Below are 26374 nucleotides of genomic sequence, written 5' to 3' on the forward strand. Positions count from 1 at the left end.
TCCGCCCGGCATGACGAAATGCCGGAACGGAGAGCTCAATAGCGATAGTGATCGGGCTTGAAGGGCCCTTCTACAGACACCCCGATATAGTCAGCCTGTTCCTGGGAAAGCCTGGTCAGCTTCACGCCAAGCTTTTCTAGATGCAGCGCAGCCACCTTTTCGTCGAGATGCTTCGGCAGGACGTAAACCTGGTCCGAATATTCGTCCCCTTTGGTGAACAACTCGATCTGCGCCAGAACCTGATTGGTAAAACTGGAGCTCATCACGAAACTTGGGTGCCCGGTGGCACAACCAAGATTTACCAAGCGGCCTTTAGCGAGCACGATAATCTGTTTTCCATCGGAGAAAGTGACAAGGTCGGTACCCGGTTTGATTTCCTTCCAGTCATAGTTGCTGAGCGCGGAAATCTGGATCTCGCTGTCGAAGTGGCCGATGTTGCAGACGATCGCCATGTTTTTCATGGCCTTCATGTGATCCGCGGTAATGACATCTTCGTTGCCGGTCGCAGTGACGAAAATATCCGCACGCGTCACAGCCTCTTCCATTGTGACGACTTCGTATCCCTCCATCGCGGCCTGCAAGGCGCAGATAGGATCGATCTCCGTTACCAAAACGCGTGCGCCGCCCTGACGCAACGAAGCAGCCGATCCCTTGCCCACATCACCAAAGCCCGCGACACAGGCGATCTTGCCCGCCAGCATCACATCGGTCGCACGACGGATCGCATCGACGAGCGACTCCTTGCAGCCATAGAGATTGTCGAATTTCGACTTGGTCACACTGTCGTTCACGTTGATGGCCGGGAACGGCAATTTACCCTGCTTCGCAAGTTGATAGAGCCGGGTCACACCAGTGGTCGTTTCTTCCGAGACGCCGTGGATCGCCTTGACCGAGGCCGTGAGATAGCCAGGCTTGCGGGCGACAAATTCCTTCAACGCGCGCTGGAACTCGATTTCCTCGGCATTCGCGGGCTCGGGCATATCCTCGCCCGCTTCGATCCGCGCACCCCAGAGAGCGAACATGGTCGCGTCCCCGCCATCGTCGAGAATCATATTGCACGTGATGTCGTCGCCCCAATCGAAAATACGACCGACATAGTCCCAGTATTCAGCCAAGCTTTCACCTTTCACGGCAAAAACGGGGATCCCGCGATCCGCAATAGCCGCTGCAGCGTGATCCTGGGTTGAAAAGATATTGCAGGTTGCCCAACGCACGTCCGCGCCAAGCGCCACCAGCGTCTCGATCAGCACAGCGGTCTGGATCGTCATATGAAGTGAGCCGGTGATCCGCGCACCCTTGAGTGGTTGAGCCTGGCCGTATTCTGCCCGAAGCGCCATCAAACCCGGCATTTCCGTCTCGGCAATGGCGATTTCATCGCGACCGAATTCGGCAAGCGTAAGGTCCTTGATGACGTAATCCTGGCTGGCGTTCTGGGCGGAGGCAGTGGCCACTCTCGAAACTCCTGGAAAATAGCGAAAAACGACGACACCGTGGGCATGGTGAAGTCTTGCAGGCGCCGCCTTTAGCGACTTGCCGCCGGGTAAGCAAACCTTCGACGTCACAGGCGAACGCCGGAACTTTCGGCATAGCACCGGCTCACAAGTCTATGACGGCGTACTTTGCGCCAGCCAAAGCTGTTGCGGAACTACCCTGCCCGCGCCTATGCCGTCGCCGGATTGAGCCATGAAAGGATGAGAAGATGACAATTTCCGTGGGCGAGAAGCTACCTGAAGTTACACTGGTCAAGGCAACTGCCGAAGGACCGGACAAGATTCAGTCGAGCGAATATTTCGGCGGCAAGAAAGTGGCACTATTCTCCGTGCCCGGCGCCTTTACCCCGACATGTTCCGCAAAGCACCTGCCCGGTTTCGTGGCAAAGGCTGATGAACTGAAGGCAAAGGGCATCGACGAAATCGCTTGCACCGCCGTCAACGACGCTTTCGTCATGGGGGCATGGAATCAACGCGATGGCTCACCCGAAATCACCATGCTCGCCGACGGCAATGGCGATTTCGCTGAGGCTATCGGCCTGACCATGGACGGCAGCGGTTTCGGGCTTGGCAAGCGGGGTTCGCGCTGGTCGATGGTGGTGAATGACGGCGTAGTCGAACAACTCAACATCGAAGGCCCCGGCGAATTCAAGCTCAGTTCAGCGGAACATATGCTCTCCCAACTCTGAACCGGAATTTCCTGTTCCAAACAAAAAGGGCGCCTTCCTGGCGCCCTTTCTTTATCTTTTATCGTAACTGAAGCGCTCGATCAGTAACCCATCAGACTCAGCACTTCCTTGCGGCTCCGGTCATCCTCCAGGAAGACCCCCATCATCTGGCTCGTAACCATGCTGACACCGGGAGTCCGCACACCTCGAGCGGTCATGCACGCGTGGCTTGCTTCGATTACGACGGCGACACCGCGCGGGCGCAGGTTGTCCCAGATGCACTGGGCCACCTCCGCAGTCAGCCTCTCCTGAATCTGCAAGCGACGCGCGAACCCGTGTAGCACACGAGCCAGCTTTGAAATCCCAACGACGTGATCCTGCGGCAGATAAGCGATGGCCGCCTTGCCAATGATCGGTGCCATATGATGCTCACAATGGGACTGGAACGGAATGTCCTTTAAGAGAACCACCTCGTCATAGCCGCCCACCTCTTCGAAAATACGCGAAAGGTGAATGGCCGGATCGTCATCGTAACCGACGCAATATTCTTTCCATGCGCGGGCAACGCGCTTGGGCGTATCCAGCAATCCCTCACGTTCGGGATCGTCGCCCGCCCAACGGATCAGGGTGCGGATGGCATCCTGCACATCCTCCGGCACGGGTGGTTTGCCCCGCGGGTCATCCTCATCCGGACCAACCAAGCTGCTCATTCAGTTGTCCCCTTCTCACATCCAGCTTTGTGCTTTGCCGGGCGCATTAGCCATAATGCATCGGCCTTGTCGACCACAGGCCTGTCGAATTTCCGAGTTTCTGTATGTCGTAAGAGAAGAAGAGCGAGAAGATCCGCAATTAGCCAGTCACTTCGACCAATCGATCTCTTCACGAACCGCCTCGTTGAGCATGTGCAACTCCAGCGGCCGCATGGCACACAATATCCCGTACCACTTGCGCTGCAGCAGCGCGGAATCCCGGTCCCGTTCCGCCAAGGCATGAACATCGCGCCGATGCTGCTCGATCAGTTCCGCCAGCATTGCCGCACCCGCATCGGACAATTTCATTACTTCCGACGCATAGACCGCATCGGCTGCGGCAAAATCAATCGCCATGAAATGGCGCTTCATGTGCTTTTCAAACAGTGTCCGCATCGGTGATTTGCGGAATATAACCGATCGGTCGACCAGCGAACGGACTCTTCCACTACCCAGCCGGTCAATCAGTGCCAGGCGCTCAAGCTTTGCCAGCGCGGCTTCCATGATCTGCTCGGGCACGCCAAGGTCCTGCGCAACTTCCTTTGAAGAGATGCCCCCAATTATCGTCATGAACAGGAAAGAGAGAAACACATCACTCGCCAGTTCACGCTCCTGGGCCAGCGTCAACTCCCGCGCGAGACCGGTTTGCGCATGTTCAGCCTCTCGGGCGAGATCCGCGATACCCATCCCGCAAAGTCCCGCCAGCCGCTCGATCTTGTCGAGCGTCAGCCCCTTGCCAGCCAACCATCGCTTCGCAGTGGCCTCACTGATAGCAAATTCGTCCGCCAGGCGCCGGGCAGTCCAACCCGTCTGGCGCAATTCCCGCCGCAAAAGCCCAACCATGGCCGTACTGACAGATTCGTGCCTCATCACCCCTCCAACAGATTGTATCTGCCCGCACTTGGCAAGCGCAGAACGCACATGCGTCAGGCATTGACCAACTGTACACAGATGCCCCGCACAGATTGACCATTCGCGTAACAGGTGCCAAGCTTCATTACGCAAAGACAGCTAACCAATGCGAAAATCACTTCACCGTTTCACTCCTCATACAACAGCCTGCGGCGGACATATCGGGCTCCACCTCTTTTGGGGCCGGTATTGAGCATGGCAGGACCGTCTATTGACGATCTGGATCGCCAGCTAATCGGCGTGCTTGCCGAGGATGCACGGGTTTCCAATCGGCGGGTAGCTTCTGATCTCGGCGTGACCGAAGGAACTGTTCGCTGCCGGATCAAACGGCTGCAGCAGGAAAACCTCATCAGCTTTACTGCCATTACCGGGCTGGAACTGGCTTCCAAATCCCGCCTCGGCAAAATTCGCATCCAAACGGAAGCCGTGCATCAGCGACAGCTGGCAGAAACTATCAGTCGCATGGACCCAATCAATGCCGTGATGCTGACACTCGGATCATTCAACATTCTGGCCATGTGCCTGTTTGACGATCTGGAAGAACTCGCCGCGCTTGCATCCGAACGGATTCTTGCTTTGCCCGGCGTGCAACACGTCGAAACGTCCGTTGCCGTGAGGCAAGTGAAATACAATGCGCTGATTTCGAAAATCACCTGATTTCCGATCACCTGGGCAAGAGCCGGGTGTCCGGAACGCCCCAAAACCTTCAAAACCCTCGATGGTTCATTCCAGCCCGCTTGAGCGCGAAGAGACTTTGAGACCTTGGCATCTGATGTTCAGGCCCGAAACAAACTGAGGCGGCTTCCCCAAAAGGAAGCCGCCTCAGTTTTTGTTGGCGCGCCCGGAACGATTCGAACGTCCGACCCTCAGATTCGTAGTCTGATGCTCTATCCAGCTGAGCTACGGGCGCGTGGTGAGGGGGCACATAGGGGGCAAGTCCGGGCTTGGCAATCCCTAAGGTGGGCTCTTTCCCCTAAGGCTCCATCTTTTTGAAATGCAGGCGGGAAAACAAATCGATATCCAACGGCGGCATGGGCAACGCTTCGGCCTCCTCCGGAGTAAACCAACCCAGCGCTCCCCCTTCTCTCGGTTCAGGATGCCCTTCCCATGAATCGACTCTGTAAAGAAGAATGACAATCGCGGCCTGCCCATCCTCCCATGCTGACTCGGCAAAGCCTATCGGGTGCAGCGCCTTCTCAGAGAGGTCGATACCCAGTTCCTCCTCGATCTCCCTAATCAGCGAATCACCAGGAATTTCACCGGCTTCCACCTTCCCACCAGGGAATTCCCACAGGCCGGCATGGGCTTTCCCCTCGGGACGTTGCTGCAACAGCATACGGTTTTGATCATCAATAATCATAGCCGCAACTACGAGTATGACTGTCGGCATGTTTTCCAATTCAGTCCCCCTTGGAAACACTTTGTTAGGACTTTTGCTGCAGTACCCCATGCTATCAGACCCGTATCCAAGGGAAGTCATGGTGACATACCGGCACAACCTGAAACAGATTGTCTATGATGAAACAGGGGCAACTGTTATCGAATATGGTCTGATTGTATCTCTACTCGTCCTCGCAATTATTGCTTCACTTCGCAGTGTAGCAGACGAGACAAATGGCCTTTGGGCAACAGTATCCACCAATGTTAATTCAGTAATGGGTGCAAATGAGATCTGACGATTAGGGATTTATCAACTTATTCGCATTAGAGCGAAGATGCTCGATCCGAAAGGAAAGAGCCGGGTACCGAAGAAGAACCAGGAGACTACCATGAAGTTTTTCACCAAGCTGCTCCGTGACGAAGCTGGCGCAACCGCTATCGAATACGGCCTGATTGCCGCTCTTATCGCCGTTGCCGCCATTGGCGCAATGTCCACTCTCGGCGACAACCTGAGCGCCACGTTCACCGACGTGTCGGACAACCTCTCGTCGGCCACGTAAGACCGACTTGATTGGGTAAAGACAAGGCGGCGGGGAAACCCGCCGCCTTTTCTGCTGCGCCTAATCACCGGCCCATATTTTTACGACTGATCAGCTATCGGTCCGCACGATCACTTTCACTTTCTGCCCCGCCTGCAAACGATCCGATGCCGACAACCCATTAAGTACGCGAAACCGCGCTTCCTTGGCATCGGCATAGCCCATTCGCGCAGCCAGTGACGAAACCGTATCTCCATTTCTCACTGTAACCACATCCACGCGCCGCGGTTTGATCGCTCCAGCCTCTCCAACGCTGATCCGGCGCATCGACTTGTACATCGGAACGAGGACATTCGACTGTCCGGCCGCCGTTATCCCTGTGAAATGGAATGCCCTATTACCGCCAAGCTCATAGGCGTAGACAACAACATCCACTTGCCCACTACTGGTATTCACACGCGCCACACCATATGCGGCCGGGATACCATTGACCGTAGTCTTCGTGATTTCGCTGGGAGAAAGTGTTTTCCCTTCTCCTGCCAAGGCATTGAATGCGCTGCGAATGTAATTTTCCAGACTGCCGTTGTAAGCCGCAGTTGAAAGCTGCCCACGCCCACTTTGCCCATTGATTGAGACGGCTCGCGTACCATTCACCATGTAAAAGCCCTGCGGAGCCTCGAACGCGAAGCGGTATTCCGGGTGAATGAATGTTTGGCCCTCGATCACCCCTTGCCGGGGATCGTCACCATACATGAGACCGTCGATCCGGGTGAGGAAGGTATCCCGCTTGGTCACGCCTTGCACACCCGCCCCAGCCTTGCTCAGCGCCGCCTGAACACGCGAAGCCGGGTCGGGATGGGTCGATGCCCATTCAGGCGTGTTTTGATTGCGCCCCTGCAATTGGGCATCCAAAGAATTCTGCGCAGCCAAGCTCTGCAATACAGTCGCCATGGCGCGGGGGTCATATCCCGCATCGTTCAGATATCGGATACCCAGTTCGTCCGCCTGCAATTCCTGACTGCGTGAATAGCGGAGGGTCGCGAGTTGAGGCACAGTGCTGGAAATCTTTTCGCCGAGTTGCCCCAGAGCGCTGTTCCCGAACACTACGCCGGACAGGACCTGCCCCAAAACTCCAAGCAGTGCATTCTGCTGCGCCTGGGCCTGTCTTCTGGCCGAATGGCGTGCCGCGACATGGCCGATCTCGTGCCCCATCACACCAGCGAGTTCAGCCTCGTTATTCATCAGCGCGACGAGCTGGCGCGTGACGTAAACATATCCGCCCGGAATAGCGAAGGCATTGTTCACGGAGGAGTTGAGCAACGTGACCGTAAAATCACCCGGAGCGTTGCTAAGGCCGGAGTGGACCGCGACGTTGCGTGTCACGCTCGCCACGTAGTCTGCTTGCGGCCCGGTTTGTGCTCCGCCAAATTCTGCGACAAGCTCGGGATGCGCCTTGGCGCCTTCATTTCGTTCCGTCTGGCTTAACGGAGTTCCGGTGGAAGCAATTTCACCGCCCATGCATCCGCTCAAGGCGAGTGGCAGTGTAGCCACTGCCGAATACATGGCGAATCTCCGAGTCAGTCGGCTTGCGCGAAACATGTGTGTCCTCCTCCAGGTCATTGCAGCACGGTCCCTCCACCAACAGGTGGATCATCATGGTGCTGATACCTGAACTTGAAGCGGCTCCGCCAGTTCCCGCTGTCGTTAATCCAAGCTTGATTACCTGGCGCGTCGACGTGCCTTGGTGTTGTCACCGATACCGAGAAACCTGTCCTCGCGCAGACGCAGCAGCGATTCGGGGCTCATGCGCAACAACTTGTCCAGTTCTTCACCAATCGCGTCGCGCAAAGCCCCTGCCGCAGCGCGGGGATCCCGATGAGCACCCCCTACGGGTTCGTTCACTATCCGGTCGATGACGCCCAGCTTGAGCAAGTCACGCGCTGTCACTTTCATGGCCTCTGCCGCTTCCGGGGCCTTTTCCGCGGTACGCCAAAGGATAGAAGCACAGCCTTCCGGCGAAATAACCGAATAGACGGCATGTTCGAGCATCAGCACCCGTTCCGCGCTCGCCAGCGCCACCGCTCCGCCCGACCCGCCTTCACCTACGATCGTGGCGACCATCGGCACCGGCAATGCGAGGCAGGCCTCTGTCGACCGCGCAATCGCTTCGGCCTGACCGCGTTCCTCGGCCTCCACGCCGGGGAAGGCACCGGAAGTATCCACTAGAGTCACCACGGGCAGACCGAAACGGCCCGCCATTTCCATCAAGCGGATGGCCTTGCGATAGCCTTCCGGCTTGCCCATCCCGAAATTATGCCGGAGCCGGCTCTCCGTATCATGGCCTTTTTCATGACCGATCAACATCACCCGACGATCGCCAAGCCGGGCCAATCCACCCACGATCGCTTCGTCTTCCGCATAATACCGATCGCCGCCCAAGGGCATGAAGTCATCGAAGATGTACGCAACGAAATCACGAAAATGCGGCCGCATCGGATGCCGGGCGACTTGCGTCTTCTGCCAGGGCGTCAACGAGCCGTAGATGCTCGCGAGCAGGTCCGCGCTCTTTTCTTCGAGCCGTTCCAACTCGTTGGAAATATCGACATCGTCGCCTTCGGCCGCTGCACGCAGTTCCGCGATGCGCGATTCCAGCGCGGCAACGGGCTTTTCAAATTCGAGATAGGAAATCATGTTTCTGCGCTAGTCCGCCCGATGCCTTTGGGCAAGAGGATGCCGTTCATTCACCAATGCAACCAGCCTGGCAGAATCGACGTGAGTATAAATCTGGGTCGTCGCGATATCGGCATGGCCCAGCAGTGTTTGCAGCACCCGCAGGTCGGCTCCACCCTCCAGCAAATGGGTCGCAAATGCATGTCTCAGCACGTGCGGGCTGACTTTTTCCGGGGCCAGTCGAGCCCGGGCCGCAAGTTCTTTCAACATCTGGAACAAACGGATGCGAGTGATGTGTTTACCGCGCGAAGGAAACACGAATTTTCCGCCAGATGGGCGAAGCTCCAGCCAACGGCTTAAAGCCTGGCCTGCACGCGTACTGACCGGCACCATCCGCGCCTGCCCACCCTTGCCCATAACGGTCAGGAACGGAGCATCCCGCGGGACCGCCGCCAGCGGCAAGGATACGACTTCGCTCGCTCTGAGGCCGGATCCATATAGCAATTCAAGCAGTGCCAGCATTCTTACAGCGTTTGCCCTGCCATCCTCGGCTTCGAATTCTGCACGAGCGAAAAGCGATTCGACCTCTGCATGATCGAGCAGGCGCGGTAACGGCCTGCGAATCACCGGGCGTGGCAATGCAGGCGATGGATCGTCCGTCCGCCACCCCTCTTCCATGAGAAAACCAAAAAACTGCCGCAGAGCAGAGCTTTTTCGTGCGAGAGTCGACGGGGCCAAATCCGACCATGCCTGTCCCAGCCGGGCCAGCGCCTGACGATCAGCAGTGGCAATGTCGCCAATCAGTTCTTCCGCACCTTCGAGGTCCCGCCGATAGGCCGCCAGAGTATTGGCCGCTGCGCCGCGATCCGCCGCCAGCATGGTCAGAAAGCTCTCGATCGCGCTGCCGATTGCCTTACCCCCTTGCTACCGCTTCAGCAGCGATCATCCGCGCTTCTGCATTCAGGCCCACACGATTCAATGCCGAAACGATGTGGTAAAGGTGGCGTGCCGTCATTTTATCCCAGCCGGTCCCCTGCATGCCCACCCCTGCAAGCATCGACACCAGTGCCGGATTGTTCACTTCCGCAGCTTTATCGATCATTGCACTCCAACGGGTCTGGCGCCCCAGATCGACGCCAAGGCCATCGGCGAGCCTTTTCGCCGTAACCACGTCGAGGCGACCCAATCCAGCGAGACCCGCTATCAGAAAACGGGATTTCCTCTGATCTTCGCTGGAATCACTATCAACGAAGCTTTCCACCGCGCCAGTTCGCACGGCGTTGCTTCGGGTTGGCTGCGCGAGTGCAAGGATACCCCAGGCATCCCCGCCTTCCGTCACCACAGAGCCCCACCGCATCGCATTGCCGTCCAGTCCAGCCGCCAGCATCGAAGCAAGCAATGGGGCCGCATCGTCGGACAAGTCCTCACTTGCCGGAATACGCGCGGCAGCAAAAGCGGTGAGGACGAGGCGACCGTACTCAGGCGTCTTGGCACCCCATACATCATGCAAGGCCGCGAGCCGATCCCTGGCCGTTTCCGCCACATAGGCTTCACGCAGGCGTGCAGCACGCTGCGCTGTCGGCCCGGTGACTTCCTGATCCGCATAAATCTGGGAATAGAGATCCACCATCGCTTCGGCAGAAAGTATCCCTTCTCGACCGGCGACATCTGCCGCCTCGGCCCGGGTCGCGAGCGGGAGCATCGATGCGATTGCTGCACTACGCTGGTAATAGGCGCCTGCCTTGCGGGTCAGCGTATCCGGGATCTCGATACCCAATGCGTTTGCCAGAGCAAAGCGCCATGGGTTGAGTTCGGATACCTTGTCCCACTCGATCGTCACCGCACCGCGCCCATCGCCGGCTGCCCCGGCGAAACGTTGCGCCAAGAGAATATCGATCTGCGGCGCAATCCCCCGGCTCAGTGCCCTGTCGAGTTCCCGTTTCGCACTGCTCCCCTCCCCCGCATAGGCATCGCAGATCGCAACGGTCATCTGCCATTGCGGGTCTTTGCGAATGCCGCTGTGAAGGCGCGTGGCCGGACAGATACCCAGAAGATCGGCAGTGGCGAGATAGGCATTGAACGCCACTCCGGTCAGCGGCGCATCGTAGTTGGCGGTATCCACACCCTGTACCAGGGCCCGAGCAATGGCTGGCTCCCCAAGCTCATTCAGGACCCCCGCGCGCAGAGTCGCAAATTCAACCGGGTTCATACCTTCAGGAGCGGCAAGGCGACTGGCAAGAGTGCGGCGCAAGAGAATATGCCCCCAACGCGAAACCATGGGCCCTTTGATGCCCTTCAACGCCGCCCTTACGAGCGAAGCCGGCTGACGGGCCAGCGCCTGGGAGGGGAAGCCACCCTCGGATTGCGCGATTACGCCCACTCTCGCCATTGAACGGCGAGCCGCGGGAGGAATGTCGAACTTCGGTTTAAGTCCCAGAAGCTCGTCAATTTCATCGGGCGTCATCGCCTCGATTTCTTCAATCGACGGCAGTTCGTCCGGCAACACAACCGCCGCCGATGGCGCCTGGCCAGGTAAGGGCTGTACAACCGGTGCGGTGCCAGCTGCAGCCCCTGTGGAGGGCGCCTGCGCTGCAGGAGCATTACCTTTGGGGGGCGAAGGGGACGGTGTGGGGGCCGGTGTGTCGAACCCTGGGGGCAGCAGGGATTCGGGGGCATCCTGAGCGACTACAAAAGTCGAGCACAGGGCAAGTGCCGCGCCGCCGGCAAGAAGAGTGCGTTTCATGCGGAATCTCCCGGTGTGGCAACGGGTTCGCTGATTTCACGCATTGGCTCTTCACCGCCCTGTATCAACGCATAAGCGAAGACCAGCACCACAAACGCCGCCAAAACCCACCAATATCGCCTGCCGGCCATTGCCAACGTCTTTCCCGCCTTATGAACATCCGCGCGAGCGCGCTTGCGCTGCCGGTTAGCGCATCTATAGGCAGGGCGGCAATGACTGTCGATGAGCCCCCCCTCTCCAGCGCCGAGATTACGGCAATCGCGGCACGCATTGACCGGCCAATCGTACTGGTTGGCCTCATGGGCGTTGGCAAATCCTCCGTTGGGCGCCGTCTTGCCTCGATATTGCATCTGCCGTTCACTGACGCGGACGACGCGATCGAGGAAGCCGCGCAGATGACCATCAACGAAATCTTCGCCAAGCATGGCGAGCAGGAATTTCGCGACGGCGAACGTCGGGTCATCTCGCGCCTGATGGAAGACCAGCAGGGAATCATCGCAACGGGCGGCGGCGCTTTCGTCAATGAGGAGACCCGCGCCCTGATTCTCGACAAGGGGCTTGCGATCTGGCTCGACGCCGATCTCGACACGCTGGTCGAACGGGTCGGTCGCAAGGACAACCGGCCCTTGCTCCGCAACGGAAACCCGCGTGAAATCCTCGCAAAGCTGAAGGCGGAGCGTGAGCCGGCCTATGCCCAGGCACCGATACACATCTTCAGCATGCCGGGGCCCCACCAACGAACCGTGAATGCAATACTAAAGGCGATCAACGCATGGCTGTAATCCCTGTCGAACTGGCTGGCCGGCCTTATGAAGTCCATGTCGGCGCCGGCCTGCTGGCGGAACTCGTTACCCATTGCCGGGGTCGTTTACGCAAACGCGGTGTTCCGATCATAACCGATGCAAACGTCCATTCCGCCTGGGGGGACGTGGTGGAAAATGCGCTGCGCGATGCCGGTCACGAACCGCATTGGCGAATTCTGCCGCCTGGCGAGGCGACCAAAAGCTGGGAACAATTGGCCGCTACGGTAAACTGGCTGCTCCAACTGGAAGTGGAACGCGGTGACCACATTCTGGCGCTCGGCGGAGGAGTCATAGGCGATCTTACCGGTTTTGCCGCCGCAATCCTGAAGCGCGGTTGCCATTTCATTCAATTGCCCACGACTCTGCTCGCTCAGGTCGATTCCTCCGTTGGCGGCAAGACAGCGATCAATACGCCTGCGGGCAAAAACCTGGTCGGAGCTTTTCACCAACCCTCGTTGGTATTGGCAGACCTTGCGGCATTGGAAACTCTGCCAGCGCGCGAGTTGCGCGCAGGCTATGCCGAAGTGGTGAAATATGGCCTGATTGGCGATCCCGCCTTTTTCACCTGGTGCGAGCAAAATGGCCCTGCCCTGCTGGACGGCAATGCCGCCCTGCGGGAATATGCGGTGGCGCATAGCGTCAAGGCGAAGGCCAGGATCGTCGCGGAAGATGAACGGGAAACGATCGGAACGCGTGCATTGCTCAATCTTGGTCACACGTTCGGCCATGCGCTGGAAGCCGAGACCGGCTTTTCAGATCGCTTGCTCCATGGCGAAGGCGTTGCTCTCGGCATGATCCTGGCGGCACGTTATTCGGCACGGATCGGCCTGATGGGCGCAGGGGAAGCGGAACGAGCGGCTGAAGTGATCGAGGCTGCCGGTTTACCCGCCAGACTTTCCGAACTTGGGCTTGAGTGCGATGGCAAGACCCTTGCCGCTCACATGCTGCATGACAAGAAAATGGATGCCGGCACCCTGCCCTTCGTCCTGATGAAAGGCATCGGCCACGCATTTCTCGCTCGCGACGTCATGCTGGATGACGTGGCAGCCTTTTTGGAGCAGGAATTAGCGGACTAGGCCCCTGGTACCACGGCTGGGCCAATCCGGAACCTTCAGGTTCGGCGCGGATTGATGAGATATGCAACCAACGACAGGAGCATATCATGCCTGCTAAATCCGCAGCTCAACAAAAGGCGGCCGGTGCAGCTCTGTCAGCGAAGCGAGGCGAAACCAACAAAAGCACGCTCAAAGGGGCTTCGCGCGAAATGTACGAAACGATGACTGAAAAACAGCTCGAAGACTTCGCATCGACGACGCGTAAAGGTAAGCCCGAGCATATTGACGGCTGAGCCCCAACGGCGGGACTCAGCCGTCTTTTGTTCATTCCAGTTCGAGAATGATCGCATCCACGGCCAGACTGTCGCCCGCCTTGGCATTGACACTCTTCACCGTCCCGGCCTTTTCAGCGCGGAGGATGTTTTCCATCTTCATCGCTTCGATGACCGCCAGCGGTTGCCCGACCTCGACATGATCGCCTTCGCCAACGTCCAGTCTGACCAATAGACCAGGCATCGGGCAGATAAGGAAGCGCGACATGTCCGGCGGAATCTTTTCGATCATATGCGAAGCATGTTTGGCCACTCGTGCAGGGAGCACACGCACGTCATGGATTGCCCCATGGGTGGTCAGGCGGAAGCCCATGCGGGTCATCTGGACCTTTACGCCCAGTTCCTGATCCCCGACTTCCGCGATGACGATCGGTTCGCCCGGCGTGTAAGTCATCGACAAATCAACCGTTTCGCCATCGACAGTGATACAGTCTTCGTCGATCACGACTTCGTAAAGGGTGTCACCGATCTTGACCTGCCAGTCACCCGGCGGGTTGAGCGGACCGTTCAACTGATTGTCGATCTGGCGTGCACGATCTGCCAGCGCGGTCGCAAGGAACGCTGCAATGGCGGATATGTTGCGCAGCAATTCGGGTGAAGCGGCCGCGCCGTTGAAACCTTCGGGATATTCCTCCGCGATGAAGCCCGTCGTCAATTCTCCCGAACGGAAACGGGGATGCTGCATGATTGCCGAAAGGAAGTCGATATTATGGCCCAGCCCTTCCAGGCGGAACTGGTCCAGCGCCTTGACCTGCTTGTCGGCAGCCTCGTCCCTCGTCTTGCCCCACGTGATCAGCTTCGCGATCATCGGGTCATAGAACATCGACACTTCGCCGCCTTCATAGACGCCATCATCGACCCGCACGCCGTCGACGCCGCGGCGACCATTCTCTGCCTCGTCTTCGGTCCAGCCTTCAACCGGAGGCTCATAGCGGATCAGGCGGCCGGTTGACGGCAAAAATCCGCGATAGGGATCTTCGGCATAGACACGATTTTCTATCGCCCAGCCGTCGATCTTTACGTCAGCCTGCGACATCGGCAGCTTTTCACCGGCCGCGACACGGATCATCTGTTCCACCAGATCGACCCCGGTGATGCATTCGGTCACAGGGTGTTCGACCTGAAGGCGCGTATTCATTTCAAGGAAGTAAAAACTTTCCCCCGTCGGATCCGCGCCTGAAACGATCAGTTCGACCGTACCTGCGGAATAATATCCCACTGCCTGGGCCAAGGCGACGCATTGCTCGCCCATTGCCTTGCGCATCTTGTCCGTAACGAAGGGAGAAGGCGCTTCTTCCACGACCTTCTGATGGCGACGCTGAATCGAGCACTCACGCTCGTTCAGGTACAATATGTTTCCATGCTTGTCGCCGAGGATCTGGATTTCGATATGGCGCGGGTTGAGGATGAATTTCTCGATAAAGACACGATCGTCGCCGAAGGAATTAAGGCCTTCGCGCTTGGTCGCCTCGAAACCTTCGCGCACATCCTGTTCGTTATAGGCAAGGCGCATACCTTTACCGCCGCCACCGGCAGATGCCTTCATCATCACCGGGTAGCCGATTTCGTTCGAAATCCGCACCGCGTGTTCGGTATCCTCGATCTCACCGACGAAGCCCGGAACCACATTGACGCCGGCTTCCTTGGCCAGCTTCTTGGACTCGATCTTGTCGCCCATCGCAGCAATCGCGTTCACCGGTGGGCCGATAAATTCGATACCTTCTGCAGCCAGGGCTTCCGCGAAGCTGGTGCGTTCAGACAGGAAACCATAACCGGGGTGAACCGCTTCCGCTCCGGTTTGCTTGCATGCCGCAATGATCTTGTCAGCGATCAGGTAGCTTTCCGCTGCGGGCGACGGGCCAATATGGACCGCTTCATCCGCCATCTGGACAAATGGCGCACGCGCATCGGCATCCGAATAGACGGCGACCGTCTGGATGCCCATCCGGCGAGCGGTCTTGATTACACGACAGGCAATTTCGCCACGATTGGCGATGAGGATCTTCTTGAACATCGGCATCCTACTGTTCGACCAGGAATTGAAGTTGTTGCGTCCGCTCCTGCGTCAGCTTGGTCTTGCATGTGCTGACAAGGAGGGGTTCGAGAGAACCGCCGCGCGCCCAGAAACCTTCGCTGGCGCAATGCGCATCGCGATAGGCGATCCAGGCCCGTTGAGCGGAAAGTAGCGTTTCGAAATAGCCGGGCCGTTCGTCATAGGTACGGTCCAGATTTTTGTCCTTGGCCTTCATGTCCGCAGCAGTGATCGCCCACTGCGCGTTAAGTTCGCCATCCGCTTTCACGTATTCTTGCGCCGCGCACCAGTTCATCTCCTGCTGCGCAACGGGATCGTCGCAATTCCAGCCCGGATTGGGCGGAGTTGCGGCAGAACCGGCAGCAGCAGCGAGAACCAGCGATGCGATCATTCGGCCGCTTCCATCCTTGCGCAGCCGCGCGGCATCCGCTCCGCTTCAGCCTGTGCATCGGTCTGCGTAATCGGCATCGGTTTTATCCCGAGCCGTTCGAACATTGCCGCGTCGCTATCATCGCCCGCGTTCGGTGCGGTCAGAAGCTTATCACCCGTGAAGATGGAATTGGCCCCAGCGAGAAAGCATAGCGCCTGTGTGGCCTCCGACATGGACTCTCGGCCAGCCGAAAGGCGGACCATGGATTGCGGCATGGTGATGCGCGCCACCGCCACGGTCCGGACAAATTCAATGTCGTCGATCTTGGCCAGCGGCGTATCCGCCAGCATATCCCCCAGTACCGTTCCTTTGACAGGGACCAGTGCATTCACCGGCACACTGCCTGGATGGCTGGGAAGCGTCGCCAGCGTATGGATGAAGCCAACGCGATCCTCGCGCGTTTCTCCCATGCCGACAATGCCGCCCGAACAGACGTTGATCCCCGCCCCACGCACATGTTCGAGCGTATCGAGCCGGTCATCCATCGTCCGGGTGGTTATGATGTCGCCATAACGTTCGGGCGACGTATCGATATTGTGGTTGTAATAATCCAGCCCCGCCTCGGACAGCATGTCTGCCTGGTCCGGCGTGAGCATGCCGAGTGTCATGCAGGTTTCCATGCCCATCGAGCGCACGCCTTTGACCATCTCAATGATGGCAGGCATGTCGCGATCCTTTGGGTTGCGCCATGCGGCGCCCATGCAGAAGCGCGTCGAACCGGCATCGCGGGCCTGCGCCGCCCGTTGCAATACCTCCTGCACTTCCAACAGCTTGGTTGCCTTTACACCGCTATCGGCTTTCACACTCTGTGAGCAATAGCCACAGTCTTCCTGACAGCCGCCGGTCTTGATCGAAAGCAGTGTGGAAAGCTGTACCTCGTTTGCCGGGTGGTTCGCCCGATGCACCTCCGCCGCGCGAAAAACCAATTCGGTAAAAGGCAGGTCGAAAAGGCCCGCGATCTCCTCGCGAGTCCAATCCGTGCGCGGCTCGGTGCGGTTCTGGCTCACTCGGCAGCCTCCTTCAATTCTTCCCCGGAAGGCGGCATGTTGTGGCCCAGAAGGCGCAGGAGATCCGCCGCACATTCGACTACATTCGAACCGGGGCCATAGATGCCCTGCACTCCCGCCTCGCGCAGGAAGTCATAGTCCTGCGGCGGAATTACGCCACCGGCAACCACCTTGATATCGCTGCGGCCCGCGCCTTTCAGCAAACGCACGAGTTCGGGAATGAGCGTCTTATGGCCAGCAGCCAGCGACGAAGCCCCAATGGCGTCAACGTCGTTATCCAGGGCCATTTCCAGCGTTTCCTGCGGCGTCTGGAACAACGGACCGGAAACGACTTCAAACCCCATGTCGGCAAAGGCGCTGGCGATCACATTGGCGCCGCGATCATGACCGTCCTGGCCCATCTTCGCCACCATTACCTTGGGCTTGCGGCCAAGCCGCCGGGCTACGGCATCGACCCCGTCGACCACTGCCTGATAGCGGCTGTCACCGGCATAGGCCGCGCCATAGACGCCTTTGACCGGCGTCGGCATCGTGCCATGCCGTCCGAAAGCGACTTCCATCGCATCGGAAATTTCACCGAGTGTAGCCCGTTCGCGCGCCGCATCGACCGCGAGAGCCAGCAGGTTGCCGGCGCCCTTGGCGCCTTCCTCCAACGCTTGCAGAGCCGCACGGCATTTCGCCTCGTCACGGGCATCCCGCATCTTACGGATACGGGCAATCTGCGCTTCGCGGACCTTGGTGTTGTCCACTTCCAGCGTTTCGATCGCTTCCTCGTCCTTCAGACGGAACCTGTTGACGCCCACGATCACGTCTTCCCCACGGTCGACACGCGCCTGGCGGGCAGCGGCGGCTTCCTCGATCATCGCCTTGGGCCATCCCTGGCCGACCGCCTTGGCCATGCCGCCTTCGGCCTCGACCTTCTCGATAATCCCCCATGCCTCATCGACGAGCTGCTTGGTCAGCGCCTCGACATAGTATGACCCGCCCAGGGGATCGACGACATTGGTCATGCCGGTTTCTTCCTGAATCACGATTTGCGTGTTGCGTGCAATGCGTGCGGAAAAGTCTGTCGGCAGGGCAATCGCTTCGTCCAGCGCGTTGGTGTGCAGGCTCTGCGTGCCTCCCAACATCGCGGCCATCGCCTCGATCGTGGTACGGATAACGTTGTTGTACGGGTCCTGCTCGGTCAGCGAAACGCCGGACGTCTGGCAGTGAGTCCGCAGCATCTTGGAACGTTCGTCTTTCGCGCCAAGTTGCGTCATCGCGCGATGCCACAAGGTACGTGCAGCGCGCAGCTTCGCCACTTCCATGAAGAAGTTCATGCCGATAGCGAAAAAGAAGCTGAGGCGTCCCGCAAACTTGTCGATATCCAGCCCGCTGGCTACGCCATATTTCACATATTCCATGCCGTCGGCGATGGTGAAGGCAAGTTCCTGGACCTGCGTCGCCCCGGCTTCCTGCATGTGATAGCCAGAAATCGAAATGCTGTTGAATTTCGGCATGTGATCCGCCGTGTAGGCGAAGATGTCCGAAATGATCCGCATGCTTGGCTCGGGCGGATAGATATAGGTGTTGCGGACCATGAACTCCTTCAGAATGTCATTCTGAATGGTCCCGGTGAGTTGTTCTGGTTTAACCCCCTGCTCTTCCGCCGCGATGATGTAGAATGCCAGACACGGGATCACCGCCCCGTTCATCGTCATCGATACGCTCATCTGGTCGAGCGGAATCTGATCGAAGAGGATCTTCATATCCTCGACGCTGTCGATCGCGACGCCCGCCTTGCCGACATCACCCACCACGCGCGGATGATCGCTGTCATATCCACGGTGTGTCGCAAGGTCGAAAGCAACCGACAACCCTTTCTGACCGGCCGCAAGATTGCGACGGTAGAAGGCGTTTGATTCCTCCGCAGTCGAGAAGCCGGCGTATTGGCGGATCGTCCACGGACGCCCTGCATACATGCTGGCCTTCACGCCACGAGTGAAGGGCGCAAATCCGGGAAGGCCAGGTTCCCAGCCGGCCAGATCCTCTCCGCTATAAAGCGGCTTGACGTCGATCCCCTCCGGCGTGTGCCAGGTGAGGTCGCGGCCCTTCACTTCCTTGTCGGCCAGGGCCTTCCAGTCCTCGATAGTGGGCTTGTCAGTCATATCGTCCTCGTGGCCTCAACGGCCCTTGAATTGGGGTTTGCGCTTCTCGGCAAAGGCAGCGATCGCTTCCTTGAAATCGTCGCTGCGGCCAAGCACACGCTGGTTATCGCGTTCGAGCGTCAGGACATCGTCCAGCTTGCTTTCGACCGCTGTGTTGATCTGGTTGCGGATCAGGCCAATCGCCTTGCCCGGCCCAGCAGCCAGCTTTGCGGCAATCGCCTGCGCCTCTGCCAGTACATCGGCATCATCCACGACGCGGCTGACAAGCCCAATCGCTTTCGCTTCCGCTGCGGGAAGCTTCTCTCCCAACAAGGCCATTTCCATTGCACGGGCGCGGCCGACGCTGGCTGCCACCAGCCAACTGGCGCCTGCGTCAGGCACCAGTCCGATATTCACGAAAGCCAGCAGCATATAGGCTGAACGGGCTGCCACAACGATGTCGCCCGCCAGCGCAAGCGAAAGCCCCGCGCCCACGGCCGGGCCGTTGACCGCAGTCACCAGCGGAACCGGCAAATCCATCAACCGCCGTGTGAACGGATTATAGTGATCGTCGATCAGTTGGCCGAGATCGTCGGGCAATCCGACATAGCCCGCACCGTCAGGCTGAAGATCGGCCCCGGAGCAGAATGCCCGCCCCTCTCCGCTCAGCACCAAAGCCCGCGCGCCATCCTTCAGGGCAGCTTCTATCGCATCGCTCAATTCCGCGAAGACATTCGGCGTCAACGCATTAAGCTTGTCCGGGCGTGCGATAGACAGCGTCGTAACCGGCCCATCGCTGCTGACAGTGATAAAACGATACGCCATCAATGGGCCTCTTTCGGCGTTTCCATGATTTCGGTCAGCATGCCGTTCATGTCCTTGGGATGGACGAAGAAGATCAGCGTGCCATGCGCGCCGATGCGCGGTTCACCGAGGACCCGCTTGCCCATGGCTTCGAACTCCGCCTTGGCGGCATGAATATCGGGAACCTCGAAACAAATGTGATGCTGACCGCCCAATGGATTCTTCGCCAGCCAGCCAGCGACCGGGCTGTCGTCACTCGTAGGTTCAAGCAGTTCGACCTGCGTCCCGTGAGTGCCGTTTTCGCCCGGTGTGTTGACGAAGCACACGCGGACTTTCTGGCTTTCCAGCACGAAGGGTTCGGTAATGTCCGTCGCGCCCATGATATCGCGATAAAATGCAATCGAGGCATCTAGGTCCGGCGTTGCGACGCCGATATGGTTCATCCGGCCGAGTTTCATCATTCCTGTCCTTATTGCGGTTCGACCACGACTTCGCTCTTCAGCGAATTGCCGATGATGCAATAGCTGTGCGCAGCGTGGTGCAATTCATCGATCTGCTCGGCAGTCGGCAGCGTGTCTCCCACGAACTTGACATCGGGGCGCAGAGTGAATTTCTTCATCCAGCTTTTCCCGTTTTCATCCTTGCCCATCTCCCCCACGGCGTTGTCGACGTAATATTCGACCGAGAAGCCCTTCTTCGCCGCGAAAGCGAGGAAGTAGAGCATGTGGCAACTCGACAATGCGGCCACCAGCGCCTCTTCCGGATCGACGCCGGCGGGGTCGGACAGCGGCTCAGGCACGACTTGTGGTGAAGGTGAAGCGAGATAGCTCTCGCCGCCATCGAATGCCACCTCATGCCGACGGCTGAACTTGTTACCGGCGAAATCATCGCCATCGGCCAGCCGCCAGCTTATCGTTGCCTCATACAGTCCCATCGTTCGCCTCGCAGGTCAAAGGGGGATGTTGTCGTGCTTCTTCCAGGGGTTTTCCAGCTCCTTGTTACGAAGCTTGCGCAGGCCCAGCGCGATGCGGCGCCGGGTCGAGTGAGGGTAGATCACTTCGTCAATGAAGCCCTTGCTCGCCGCCACGAAAGGATTGGCGAACCGGTCTTCGTATTCCTTGGTCAAAGCGGCGATCTTGTCCGGATCGCCAATGTCCTTGCGGAAGATGATTTCCACCGCCCCCTTCGCGCCCATCACCGCGATTTCCGCAGTCGGCCAGGCATAGTTGAGATCACCGCGCAGATGCTTGGAGCTCATGACGTCGTAAGCCCCGCCGTAAGCCTTGCGGGTAATTACGGTAATCTTCGGCACAGTGGCTTCGGCATAGGCGAACAGCAGCTTCGCACCATGCTTGATGATCCCGTTATGCTCCTGCGCGGTCCCGGGCAGGAAGCCCGGCACGTCGACGAACGTCAGAATCGGGATATTGAAGCAGTCGCAGAAGCGCACGAAACGCGCCGCCTTCTTCGAACTGTTAATGTCCAGCACGCCGGCCAGCACCATCGGCTGATTGGCAACAATGCCTACGGTCCGGCCTTCAACACGACCGAAGCCGCAGATGATGTTGCTGGCATGCCCCGGCTGCACTTCGAAGAAATCGCCTTCATCCAGAACTTTCCGGATGACTTCGTGCATGTCGTATGGCTGGTTCGCATTGGCAGGAATGATCGTGTCGAGGCTTTCCTCGGCCCGATCCCAGGGATCGGCAGTCGGACGCTCCGGCACCTCTTCCTTGTTCGACAAGGGCAGATAGTCGAAGAAATCCCGCACCGACATCAGCGCTTCGATATCGTTTTCGAACGCGATATCGGCGACCGAAGTCTTGGTCGTGTGCGTAACAGCCCCGCCCAGCTCCTCCTGCGTGACGACTTCGTTCGTCACTGTCTTCACCACGTCCGGCCCGGTCACGAACATGAACGAGCTGTCCTTCACCATGAAGATGAAGTCCGTCATCGCCGGGGAATAAACCGCGCCGCCAGCGCACGGCCCCATGATGACCGAAAGCTGCGGGATCACACCGGATGCGTTCACGTTGCGCTGGAACACTTCGGCATATCCGGCAAGCGAAGCCACGCCTTCCTGAATGCGTGCACCGCCGGAATCGTTGAGGCCGATCACCGGAGCACCGACCTTCATCGCCATGTCCATGATCTTGCAGATCTTCTGCGCATGCCGTTCCGACAACGCACCACCATAAACGGTGAAGTCCTGGCTGAATACGAAAACCAGGCGGCCATTGATCGTGCCGCTGCCGGTTACGACACCATCGCCCGGAATATGCTGCTCGCTCATGCCGAAATCGACACAGTTGTGTTCGACATACATGTCGTATTCTTCGAAGCTGTCTTCATCCAGAAGCACTTCGACCCGTTCCCGCGCGGTCAGCTTGCCCTTCGCATGCTGCGCGTCGATACGCTTCTGGCCACCACCCATCTTGGCGGCGGCGCGGCGGCGTTCCAATTCGGCAATATTGGCTGACATTCAGCGGCCCCTTAGAATCTCGACGAAATTACAGACTGCGCCCATGACGAGGGCAGGCCCTCGAGTCCAATGTTAATTTGCGAAGTTGCAAACCCCATATTTGCAAACTAAGCCTCACTTTGGCCGAGCCGGGCGCCTGTTCGAAGCCCCGCAGGAAACATAGATCCGACCAGGGACAAGCCCTCGATGGCAAGCAAGCGCCGCATCTTTGCAGGACAACAATTGCGAAATCTGCGTGCCGCGCGCAATTTGCGGCAGGCGCAGATGGCAGAGCGGCTGGACATCAGTGTGTCCTACCTTTCCCAACTCGAAAACGATGACCGGCCGTTGAGCAATGCCCTGCTGGAACGGCTGGCGCGCGAATTTCCGCTCGATTGGCAGGACGTAGGCGCAGACAGCACGGAAAAACGTCTCGTTGCCCTGCGGGAAGCGACCGCCGATCCCCTATTTCCCGAAGCTCTGCCTCCGGAGCAGCTTGCCCGCATCGCGGAACAGCAACCGGCATTTGCCGAACGCTTCATTGCCTTGCACGAAGCCTATCGCCGGACCGGACAGCGGTTGGAGATGGTGGATGAGGCTCTTGCCGCCGACAATGCCAGCGGCACACGCCTTCCTTGGGAGGAAGTTCGCGACTGGTTCCATTTTGCGAACAACTATGTCGATCGGATCGATCACGCGGCAGAACTCCTTGCGGGAAAGCTCCGCGGATCGGCCATGTCCCCATCTGCGGAAGCAATCGCCCAGCAACTGGCAAGCGGTTTTTCCGCTTCGGTCCGGTACGAGAGCGAGAGAGGGATACGCGAATACGATGCCTTGATGGGCCATCTGGTGATAGATCCCGGCCAGCCTCCGGCCACGCGCCGTTTTCAACTCGCCTATCAGCTGGCCGCTCTCGCGCTGAAGGACGAAATCGGCTCCATCGTGGAAGGTGCGACCTTGCGCAGCGCGGCCGCCCGGCAGCTGTTGTTCGTTGGGCTCTGTAACTATGCCGCCAGTGCCATTCTCATGCCCTATGGCGCTTTTCGCGACGAAGCCCGCCGGATGCGCCACGATATCGATCGGTTGGGCCATGCTTTCGGCACCAGCTTCGAACAGACGTGCCAGCGGCTTTCAACGCTTCAGCGCGCCAACGCGCGCGGCGTCCCGTTCTTTTTCTGCAAGGTCGACATGGCGGGCAACATCACCAAGCGCCATTCCGCAACGCGCCTGCAATTCGCCCGCTTTGGCGGTGCATGCCCCCTGTGGATCGTGCATGAGGCAGTCGCGATACCCGACCGCATTCTCGTCCAGCTTGCGGAAACTCCGGACGGGGTACGCTACGTCTCCATGGCCAAGGGGCTCGTCAAACCTTCGGGCAGATTCGACCGTTCCCCGCGCCGGTACGCCGTAGCGCTCGGCTGTGAAGCGGCCCATGCGAATGAATTCGTTTATGCCGATGGGCTGGACCTCGCCACGCCCCATCGGGTTGAGCAGATCGGCGTCTCCTGCCGCCTTTGCCCACGCCCTGATTGCGACCAGCGGGCCTTTCCCCCCAGCGACCGCGCGATCCTGGTCGATCCCGATCAGCGCGGCGTGGTCCCGTACCGCATCGGCTAGGCGACATAAGCCCCCCGCCATGGAACGGGCCCAAGTCAGCCGGGTATCGTGCCCGCCATCCCGAAATCGCGATTGGTGCCGTGTGGATGGTCGATCACAGCCACGACACTGATCGTTATGACAAGCATCAGCAGAGAAAAGCACAGCAGGCCCAAAGCCAGCGCGCCATTGCCTTGCCGCCGCGTCGCGATCAGTTCTCGCCCGCTGCGTATCCGGCGATCCACGTCACGCGTTTCCTCGCTGCCCCAGCGATAGATGACCAGAACCGCAGACACCGCAAACATCATCGTGCCCGGAATCCACATAATGACCCCGCCCGTCTGCTCGTCAGTCAACATGGAAACATTCCACATGTGGCCCAGCGCAAGATAGGCGGAATAGAGCGGGATCGTCTTGAAGGTCAGGAACGCGCCCAACAGGATATTGCCAAGGGCAGCGGCGACGAACATCGCAAGCCGCGTGCCCAGCCCCGGACCATGCGGCGGGGGGCGGCGGTCGAAGATCACCGAAAAGAAGATCAGACCCGATAGCAGCAGGCTGACATGCCACAGGTAGTGGATCGGTTTGTCCATGATCGCGAGATCGTGGTAATGCGGCAGCATCCAGAAATAGCTGGATGCCAGGAACAGCACGGTCGCCAGTGGCGGAAAACGCAAGACATCCACCACTCGCCTGATCCAGCCCCGCCCGGCGAAGAAGCGGCTTACCCCATCCGGCAGCCCGCGGACCAGTGCCGCTTGCGGCCGCGACAGGAAGATCAGCATCGGCGCCACAGTGCGCAACAGCATATGTTCGACCTGATGCACCGCGAAGATATGGTCCGCCAGTTCCTCTACCGGCGAAATCAGCGCAATGAAGAGAGCGGCCAACCCACCATTGAAGGCCAGAATACGCCATTGCCGATCGACGAGCCCATGCCTGCTGCCCCGCCAATAGATCAGTCCCGCGACGATCAGGCCGAGCAATATCTCTGGCGAGACAGCCCACATAGTCCAGGGGGAAGCACCGGCGGCCACGTGGTCACCATGTGCCGAAGCGGGGGCGGCGAGCAGCAGCAAAGCGCCCGCCATTAACCAGCGTCGGATAGCCATGGTCGGCGTCATAGGCTCCTGCACGGACGATGCAAGGCCAGTCGTACTAACGCATCAGGACCAGTTCCTCCGCCATGGAAGGATGCAACGCGACCGTGGCATCGAAATCCGCCTTGGTCAGCCCCGCTCTTACAGCGATAGCCGCAGCTTGCAGGATTTCAGGGGAATCCGGCCCAATCATGTGAATCCCGAGAATACGATCCGTGTTGGCATCGACGACCAGCTTGTAGAGCCCGCGTTCATGCCGTTCCGCGAAGACGTTCTTCATCGGGCGGAAGTCAGACGAATAGACTTTCACATTTCCGTACCGATTGCGCGCTTCCCCTTCGGTAAGACCAACAGAGGCAATCGGCGGCTGGGAAAAGACCGCGCTGGGAATGCAATCGTAAGCGATTGTCCGCTTTTCCCCGCCAAACAACGCATCGGCCACGGCATGACCTTCGCGAATGGCAACCGGCGTCAACTGCACGCGATCGGTAACGTCCCCCACCGCATAGATGCTGTCGCAGGCCGTCTTGCTGAATTCATCGACCGGGATCTCTCCCCCAGGCCCCAGGTCGATCCCCGCATTCTCCAGCCCCAGACCATCCGTATTGGGGCGGCGGCCCGTCGCGATCAGGACGACATCTGCGGGAATCGGATCCTTCTTGCCCGGCGTAACCGTGAACCCGCCGCCATCGCGCTGTTCCACCTTGGTGATAGGGCAATGAAACTTGTATTCGATCCCCCGCGCCATGGTGATCTGGAGCAAGCGGTCGCGCAATGCCTCGTCATAACCACGCAGGATAACGTCGCTGCGGTTAACGACCGTCACTTTGCTGCCCAGTGCGTTGAATATTCCGGCGAACTCCATCGCGATGTAGCCCGCCCCCTGAATTACCACCCGTTCAGGCAGTTCCGGGAGGTGAAATACCTCGTTGGACGTGATGCAGTACTGGTTGCCTTCGAAATCCGGCATGACCGGCCAGGCACCGGTGGCGACGAGTATGTACCGCGCCGTCACTTCCCGGCCCGAGGCAAGCCGGACGGCATGGGCCCCGGCAATCGTCGCACGCTCGTGAAAATGTTCCACCCGGTTGTTGTCCAGCGTGGAAGTGTAAGCGGTCTCAAGCCTGTCGACGTCGCGCAATACCGTGTCGCGCAGCGTTGCCCAGTCGAACCGCATGGAATCGATAGTCCACCCGTAATGGGCCGCGTCCTGCAATTCTTCCGCAAAATGCGAGCCGTAAACCAGCATCTTTTTCGGCACACAGCCCCGGATCACACAAGTGCCGCCAATGCGGTATTCTTCCGCCACCGCAACCTTCGCACCGTGAGATGCGGCGATACGGCTGGCGCGCACGCCCCCTGAACCGGCACCGATCACAAACAGATCGTAGTCGAATTCACTCATTCGTCAGGCTCCTTTGGCGGCGCGATATGGGCGAGTGCCGCGCCCTTGCCAACCGTTTCCGTCGTCGTC

At 59.0% G+C, this 26374-nt stretch carries 26 protein-coding genes and 1 tRNA gene; 7 read left to right on the forward strand and 20 right to left on the reverse strand.

Translation table 11 applies throughout. The features are described from left to right. Positions 1-35 precede the first annotated feature (35 nt). On the reverse strand, positions 36-1451 hold the full coding sequence (ahcY, locus tag MB02_RS04915) for an adenosylhomocysteinase (RefSeq protein WP_067533361.1): 1416 nt from the start codon (positions 1449-1451) through the stop codon (positions 36-38). Between the two features lie 248 nt (positions 1452-1699). Here ahcY and MB02_RS04920 point away from each other — a divergent pair, with 248 nt between their 5' ends. Beyond that, positions 1700-2179 (forward strand): peroxiredoxin, encoded by a 480-nt coding sequence (locus MB02_RS04920; RefSeq protein WP_067533364.1) that lies wholly within the window; start codon positions 1700-1702, stop codon positions 2177-2179. Between the two features lie 80 nt (positions 2180-2259). On the opposite strand, the gene folE is transcribed toward MB02_RS04920, so the two are convergent. Next, entirely contained in the window at positions 2260-2868 is a 609-nt protein-coding gene (gene folE / locus MB02_RS04925) for a GTP cyclohydrolase I FolE (protein WP_067533367.1), read from the reverse strand. 147 nt (positions 2869-3015) lie between these two features. Beyond that, complete coding sequence (locus MB02_RS04930; RefSeq protein WP_235829422.1) at positions 3016-3777, reverse strand: hypothetical protein; 762 nt, start codon at positions 3775-3777, stop codon at positions 3016-3018. Between the two features lie 237 nt (positions 3778-4014). Here MB02_RS04930 and MB02_RS04935 point away from each other — a divergent pair, with 237 nt between their 5' ends. Beyond that, a complete protein-coding gene (locus MB02_RS04935; protein ID WP_067533370.1) occupies positions 4015-4476 on the forward strand; it encodes an Lrp/AsnC family transcriptional regulator in 462 nt (153 codons plus the stop codon). 176 nt (positions 4477-4652) lie between these two features. Here the strand turns inward: MB02_RS04935 and MB02_RS04940 are convergent. Both MB02_RS04940 and MB02_RS04945 read right to left on the reverse strand, forming a co-directional pair. After that, positions 4653-4729 (reverse strand) — tRNA-Arg (locus MB02_RS04940). 63 nt (positions 4730-4792) lie between these two features. Further along, positions 4793-5179 (reverse strand): (deoxy)nucleoside triphosphate pyrophosphohydrolase, encoded by a 387-nt coding sequence (locus MB02_RS04945; RefSeq protein WP_235829423.1) that lies wholly within the window; start codon positions 5177-5179, stop codon positions 4793-4795. A 409-nt stretch (positions 5180-5588) separates the two neighbouring features. On the opposite strand from MB02_RS04945, the gene MB02_RS04950 reads away from it, so the two are divergent. Further along, on the forward strand, positions 5589-5759 hold the full coding sequence (locus MB02_RS04950; RefSeq protein ID WP_082826008.1) for a Flp family type IVb pilin: 171 nt from the start codon (positions 5589-5591) through the stop codon (positions 5757-5759). Positions 5760-5849: 90 nt separating this feature from the next. On the opposite strand, the gene MB02_RS04955 is transcribed toward MB02_RS04950, so the two are convergent. From MB02_RS04955 to MB02_RS18050, 5 genes are all read right to left on the reverse strand, one after another. Beyond that, positions 5850-7301 (reverse strand): M48 family metalloprotease, encoded by a 1452-nt coding sequence (locus MB02_RS04955; protein ID WP_235829424.1) that lies wholly within the window; start codon positions 7299-7301, stop codon positions 5850-5852. A 156-nt stretch (positions 7302-7457) separates the two neighbouring features. After that, the gene (locus tag MB02_RS04960; protein ID WP_067533382.1) at positions 7458-8429 is read right to left on the reverse strand and encodes an acetyl-CoA carboxylase carboxyltransferase subunit alpha; all 972 of its coding nucleotides are present in this window, start codon (positions 8427-8429) and stop codon (positions 7458-7460) included. A gap of 9 nt (positions 8430-8438) precedes the next feature. After that, the gene (locus tag MB02_RS04965) at positions 8439-9317 is read right to left on the reverse strand and encodes a tyrosine recombinase (RefSeq protein ID WP_082825967.1); all 879 of its coding nucleotides are present in this window, start codon (positions 9315-9317) and stop codon (positions 8439-8441) included. 4 nt (positions 9318-9321) lie between these two features. Further along, the gene (locus MB02_RS04970) at positions 9322-11151 is read right to left on the reverse strand and encodes a hypothetical protein (protein ID WP_067533388.1); all 1830 of its coding nucleotides are present in this window, start codon (positions 11149-11151) and stop codon (positions 9322-9324) included. Continuing rightward, positions 11148-11282: a hypothetical protein gene (locus MB02_RS18050; RefSeq protein ID WP_268872954.1), complete on the reverse strand. Its 135-nt coding sequence runs from the start codon at positions 11280-11282 to the stop codon at positions 11148-11150. Before MB02_RS18050 ends, MB02_RS04970 begins: the two co-directional genes overlap by 4 nt. Positions 11283-11363: 81 nt before the next feature. On the opposite strand from MB02_RS18050, the gene MB02_RS04975 reads away from it, so the two are divergent. The 3 genes from MB02_RS04975 to MB02_RS04985 all read left to right on the forward strand — a co-directional run bounded on the left by MB02_RS04975 (position 11364) and on the right by MB02_RS04985 (position 13302). After that, on the forward strand, positions 11364-11933 hold the full coding sequence (locus MB02_RS04975) for a shikimate kinase (protein ID WP_067534135.1): 570 nt from the start codon (positions 11364-11366) through the stop codon (positions 11931-11933). After that, positions 11924-13030, forward strand: a complete 1107-nt coding sequence (gene aroB / locus MB02_RS04980) for a 3-dehydroquinate synthase (RefSeq protein ID WP_067533390.1) — start codon at positions 11924-11926, stop codon at positions 13028-13030. Before MB02_RS04975 ends, aroB begins: the two co-directional genes overlap by 10 nt. Positions 13031-13116: 86 nt before the next feature. Further along, a complete protein-coding gene (locus MB02_RS04985) occupies positions 13117-13302 on the forward strand; it encodes a DUF3008 family protein (protein WP_067533392.1) in 186 nt (61 codons plus the stop codon). Positions 13303-13333: 31 nt separating this feature from the next. Here MB02_RS04985 and MB02_RS04990 read toward each other — a convergent pair whose 3' ends face one another. From MB02_RS04990 to MB02_RS05025, 8 genes are read right to left on the reverse strand one after another with little or no spacing between them, the layout of a single operon-like run. After that, positions 13334-15355 carry an acetyl-CoA carboxylase biotin carboxylase subunit gene (locus tag MB02_RS04990; RefSeq protein ID WP_067534137.1) on the reverse strand — a complete coding sequence of 674 codons (2022 nt, stop codon included), beginning with the start codon at positions 15353-15355 and terminating at the stop codon, positions 13334-13336. Between the two features lie 7 nt (positions 15356-15362). Next, positions 15363-15764 (reverse strand): lysozyme inhibitor LprI family protein, encoded by a 402-nt coding sequence (locus MB02_RS04995; protein ID WP_067533395.1) that lies wholly within the window; start codon positions 15762-15764, stop codon positions 15363-15365. Further along, positions 15761-16810 carry a biotin synthase BioB gene (bioB, locus tag MB02_RS05000; protein ID WP_067533398.1) on the reverse strand — a complete coding sequence of 350 codons (1050 nt, stop codon included), beginning with the start codon at positions 16808-16810 and terminating at the stop codon, positions 15761-15763. The genes MB02_RS04995 and bioB overlap by 4 nt, the downstream gene beginning before the upstream one ends. Continuing rightward, positions 16807-18960 carry a methylmalonyl-CoA mutase gene (gene scpA, locus MB02_RS05005; RefSeq protein ID WP_067533401.1) on the reverse strand — a complete coding sequence of 718 codons (2154 nt, stop codon included), beginning with the start codon at positions 18958-18960 and terminating at the stop codon, positions 16807-16809. The genes bioB and scpA overlap by 4 nt, the downstream gene beginning before the upstream one ends. Before the next feature lie 15 nt (positions 18961-18975). Beyond that, a complete protein-coding gene (locus MB02_RS05010; protein WP_067533404.1) occupies positions 18976-19764 on the reverse strand; it encodes an enoyl-CoA hydratase-related protein in 789 nt (262 codons plus the stop codon). After that, on the reverse strand, positions 19764-20201 hold the full coding sequence (gene mce / locus MB02_RS05015; protein ID WP_067534140.1) for a methylmalonyl-CoA epimerase: 438 nt from the start codon (positions 20199-20201) through the stop codon (positions 19764-19766). The genes MB02_RS05010 and mce overlap by 1 nt, the downstream gene beginning before the upstream one ends. Before the next feature lie 11 nt (positions 20202-20212). Further along, positions 20213-20677: an OsmC family protein gene (locus tag MB02_RS05020; protein ID WP_067533407.1), complete on the reverse strand. Its 465-nt coding sequence runs from the start codon at positions 20675-20677 to the stop codon at positions 20213-20215. Positions 20678-20692: 15 nt separating this feature from the next. Next, positions 20693-22225, reverse strand: coding sequence for an acyl-CoA carboxylase subunit beta (locus MB02_RS05025; RefSeq protein ID WP_067533410.1), 1533 nt, complete (start codon positions 22223-22225; stop codon positions 20693-20695). Between the two features lie 186 nt (positions 22226-22411). Between MB02_RS05025 and MB02_RS05030 the strand changes: the two genes are divergently transcribed. After that, a complete protein-coding gene (locus MB02_RS05030) occupies positions 22412-23821 on the forward strand; it encodes a helix-turn-helix domain-containing protein (protein ID WP_067533413.1) in 1410 nt (469 codons plus the stop codon). A 35-nt stretch (positions 23822-23856) separates the two neighbouring features. Here MB02_RS05030 and MB02_RS05035 read toward each other — a convergent pair whose 3' ends face one another. Together MB02_RS05035 and gorA are read right to left on the reverse strand one after the other, a co-directional pair. Next, entirely contained in the window at positions 23857-24924 is a 1068-nt protein-coding gene (locus tag MB02_RS05035; protein WP_235829425.1) for a cytochrome c oxidase assembly protein, read from the reverse strand. 34 nt (positions 24925-24958) lie between these two features. Further along, positions 24959-26305 carry a glutathione-disulfide reductase gene (gene gorA / locus MB02_RS05040; RefSeq protein ID WP_067533416.1) on the reverse strand — a complete coding sequence of 449 codons (1347 nt, stop codon included), beginning with the start codon at positions 26303-26305 and terminating at the stop codon, positions 24959-24961. Positions 26306-26374: the final 69 nt, after the last annotated feature.

Origin of the sequence: Croceicoccus estronivorus (assembly GCF_001625325.1) — a bacterium.
Classification (GTDB): Bacteria; Pseudomonadota; Alphaproteobacteria; order Sphingomonadales; family Sphingomonadaceae; genus Caenibius; species Caenibius estronivorus.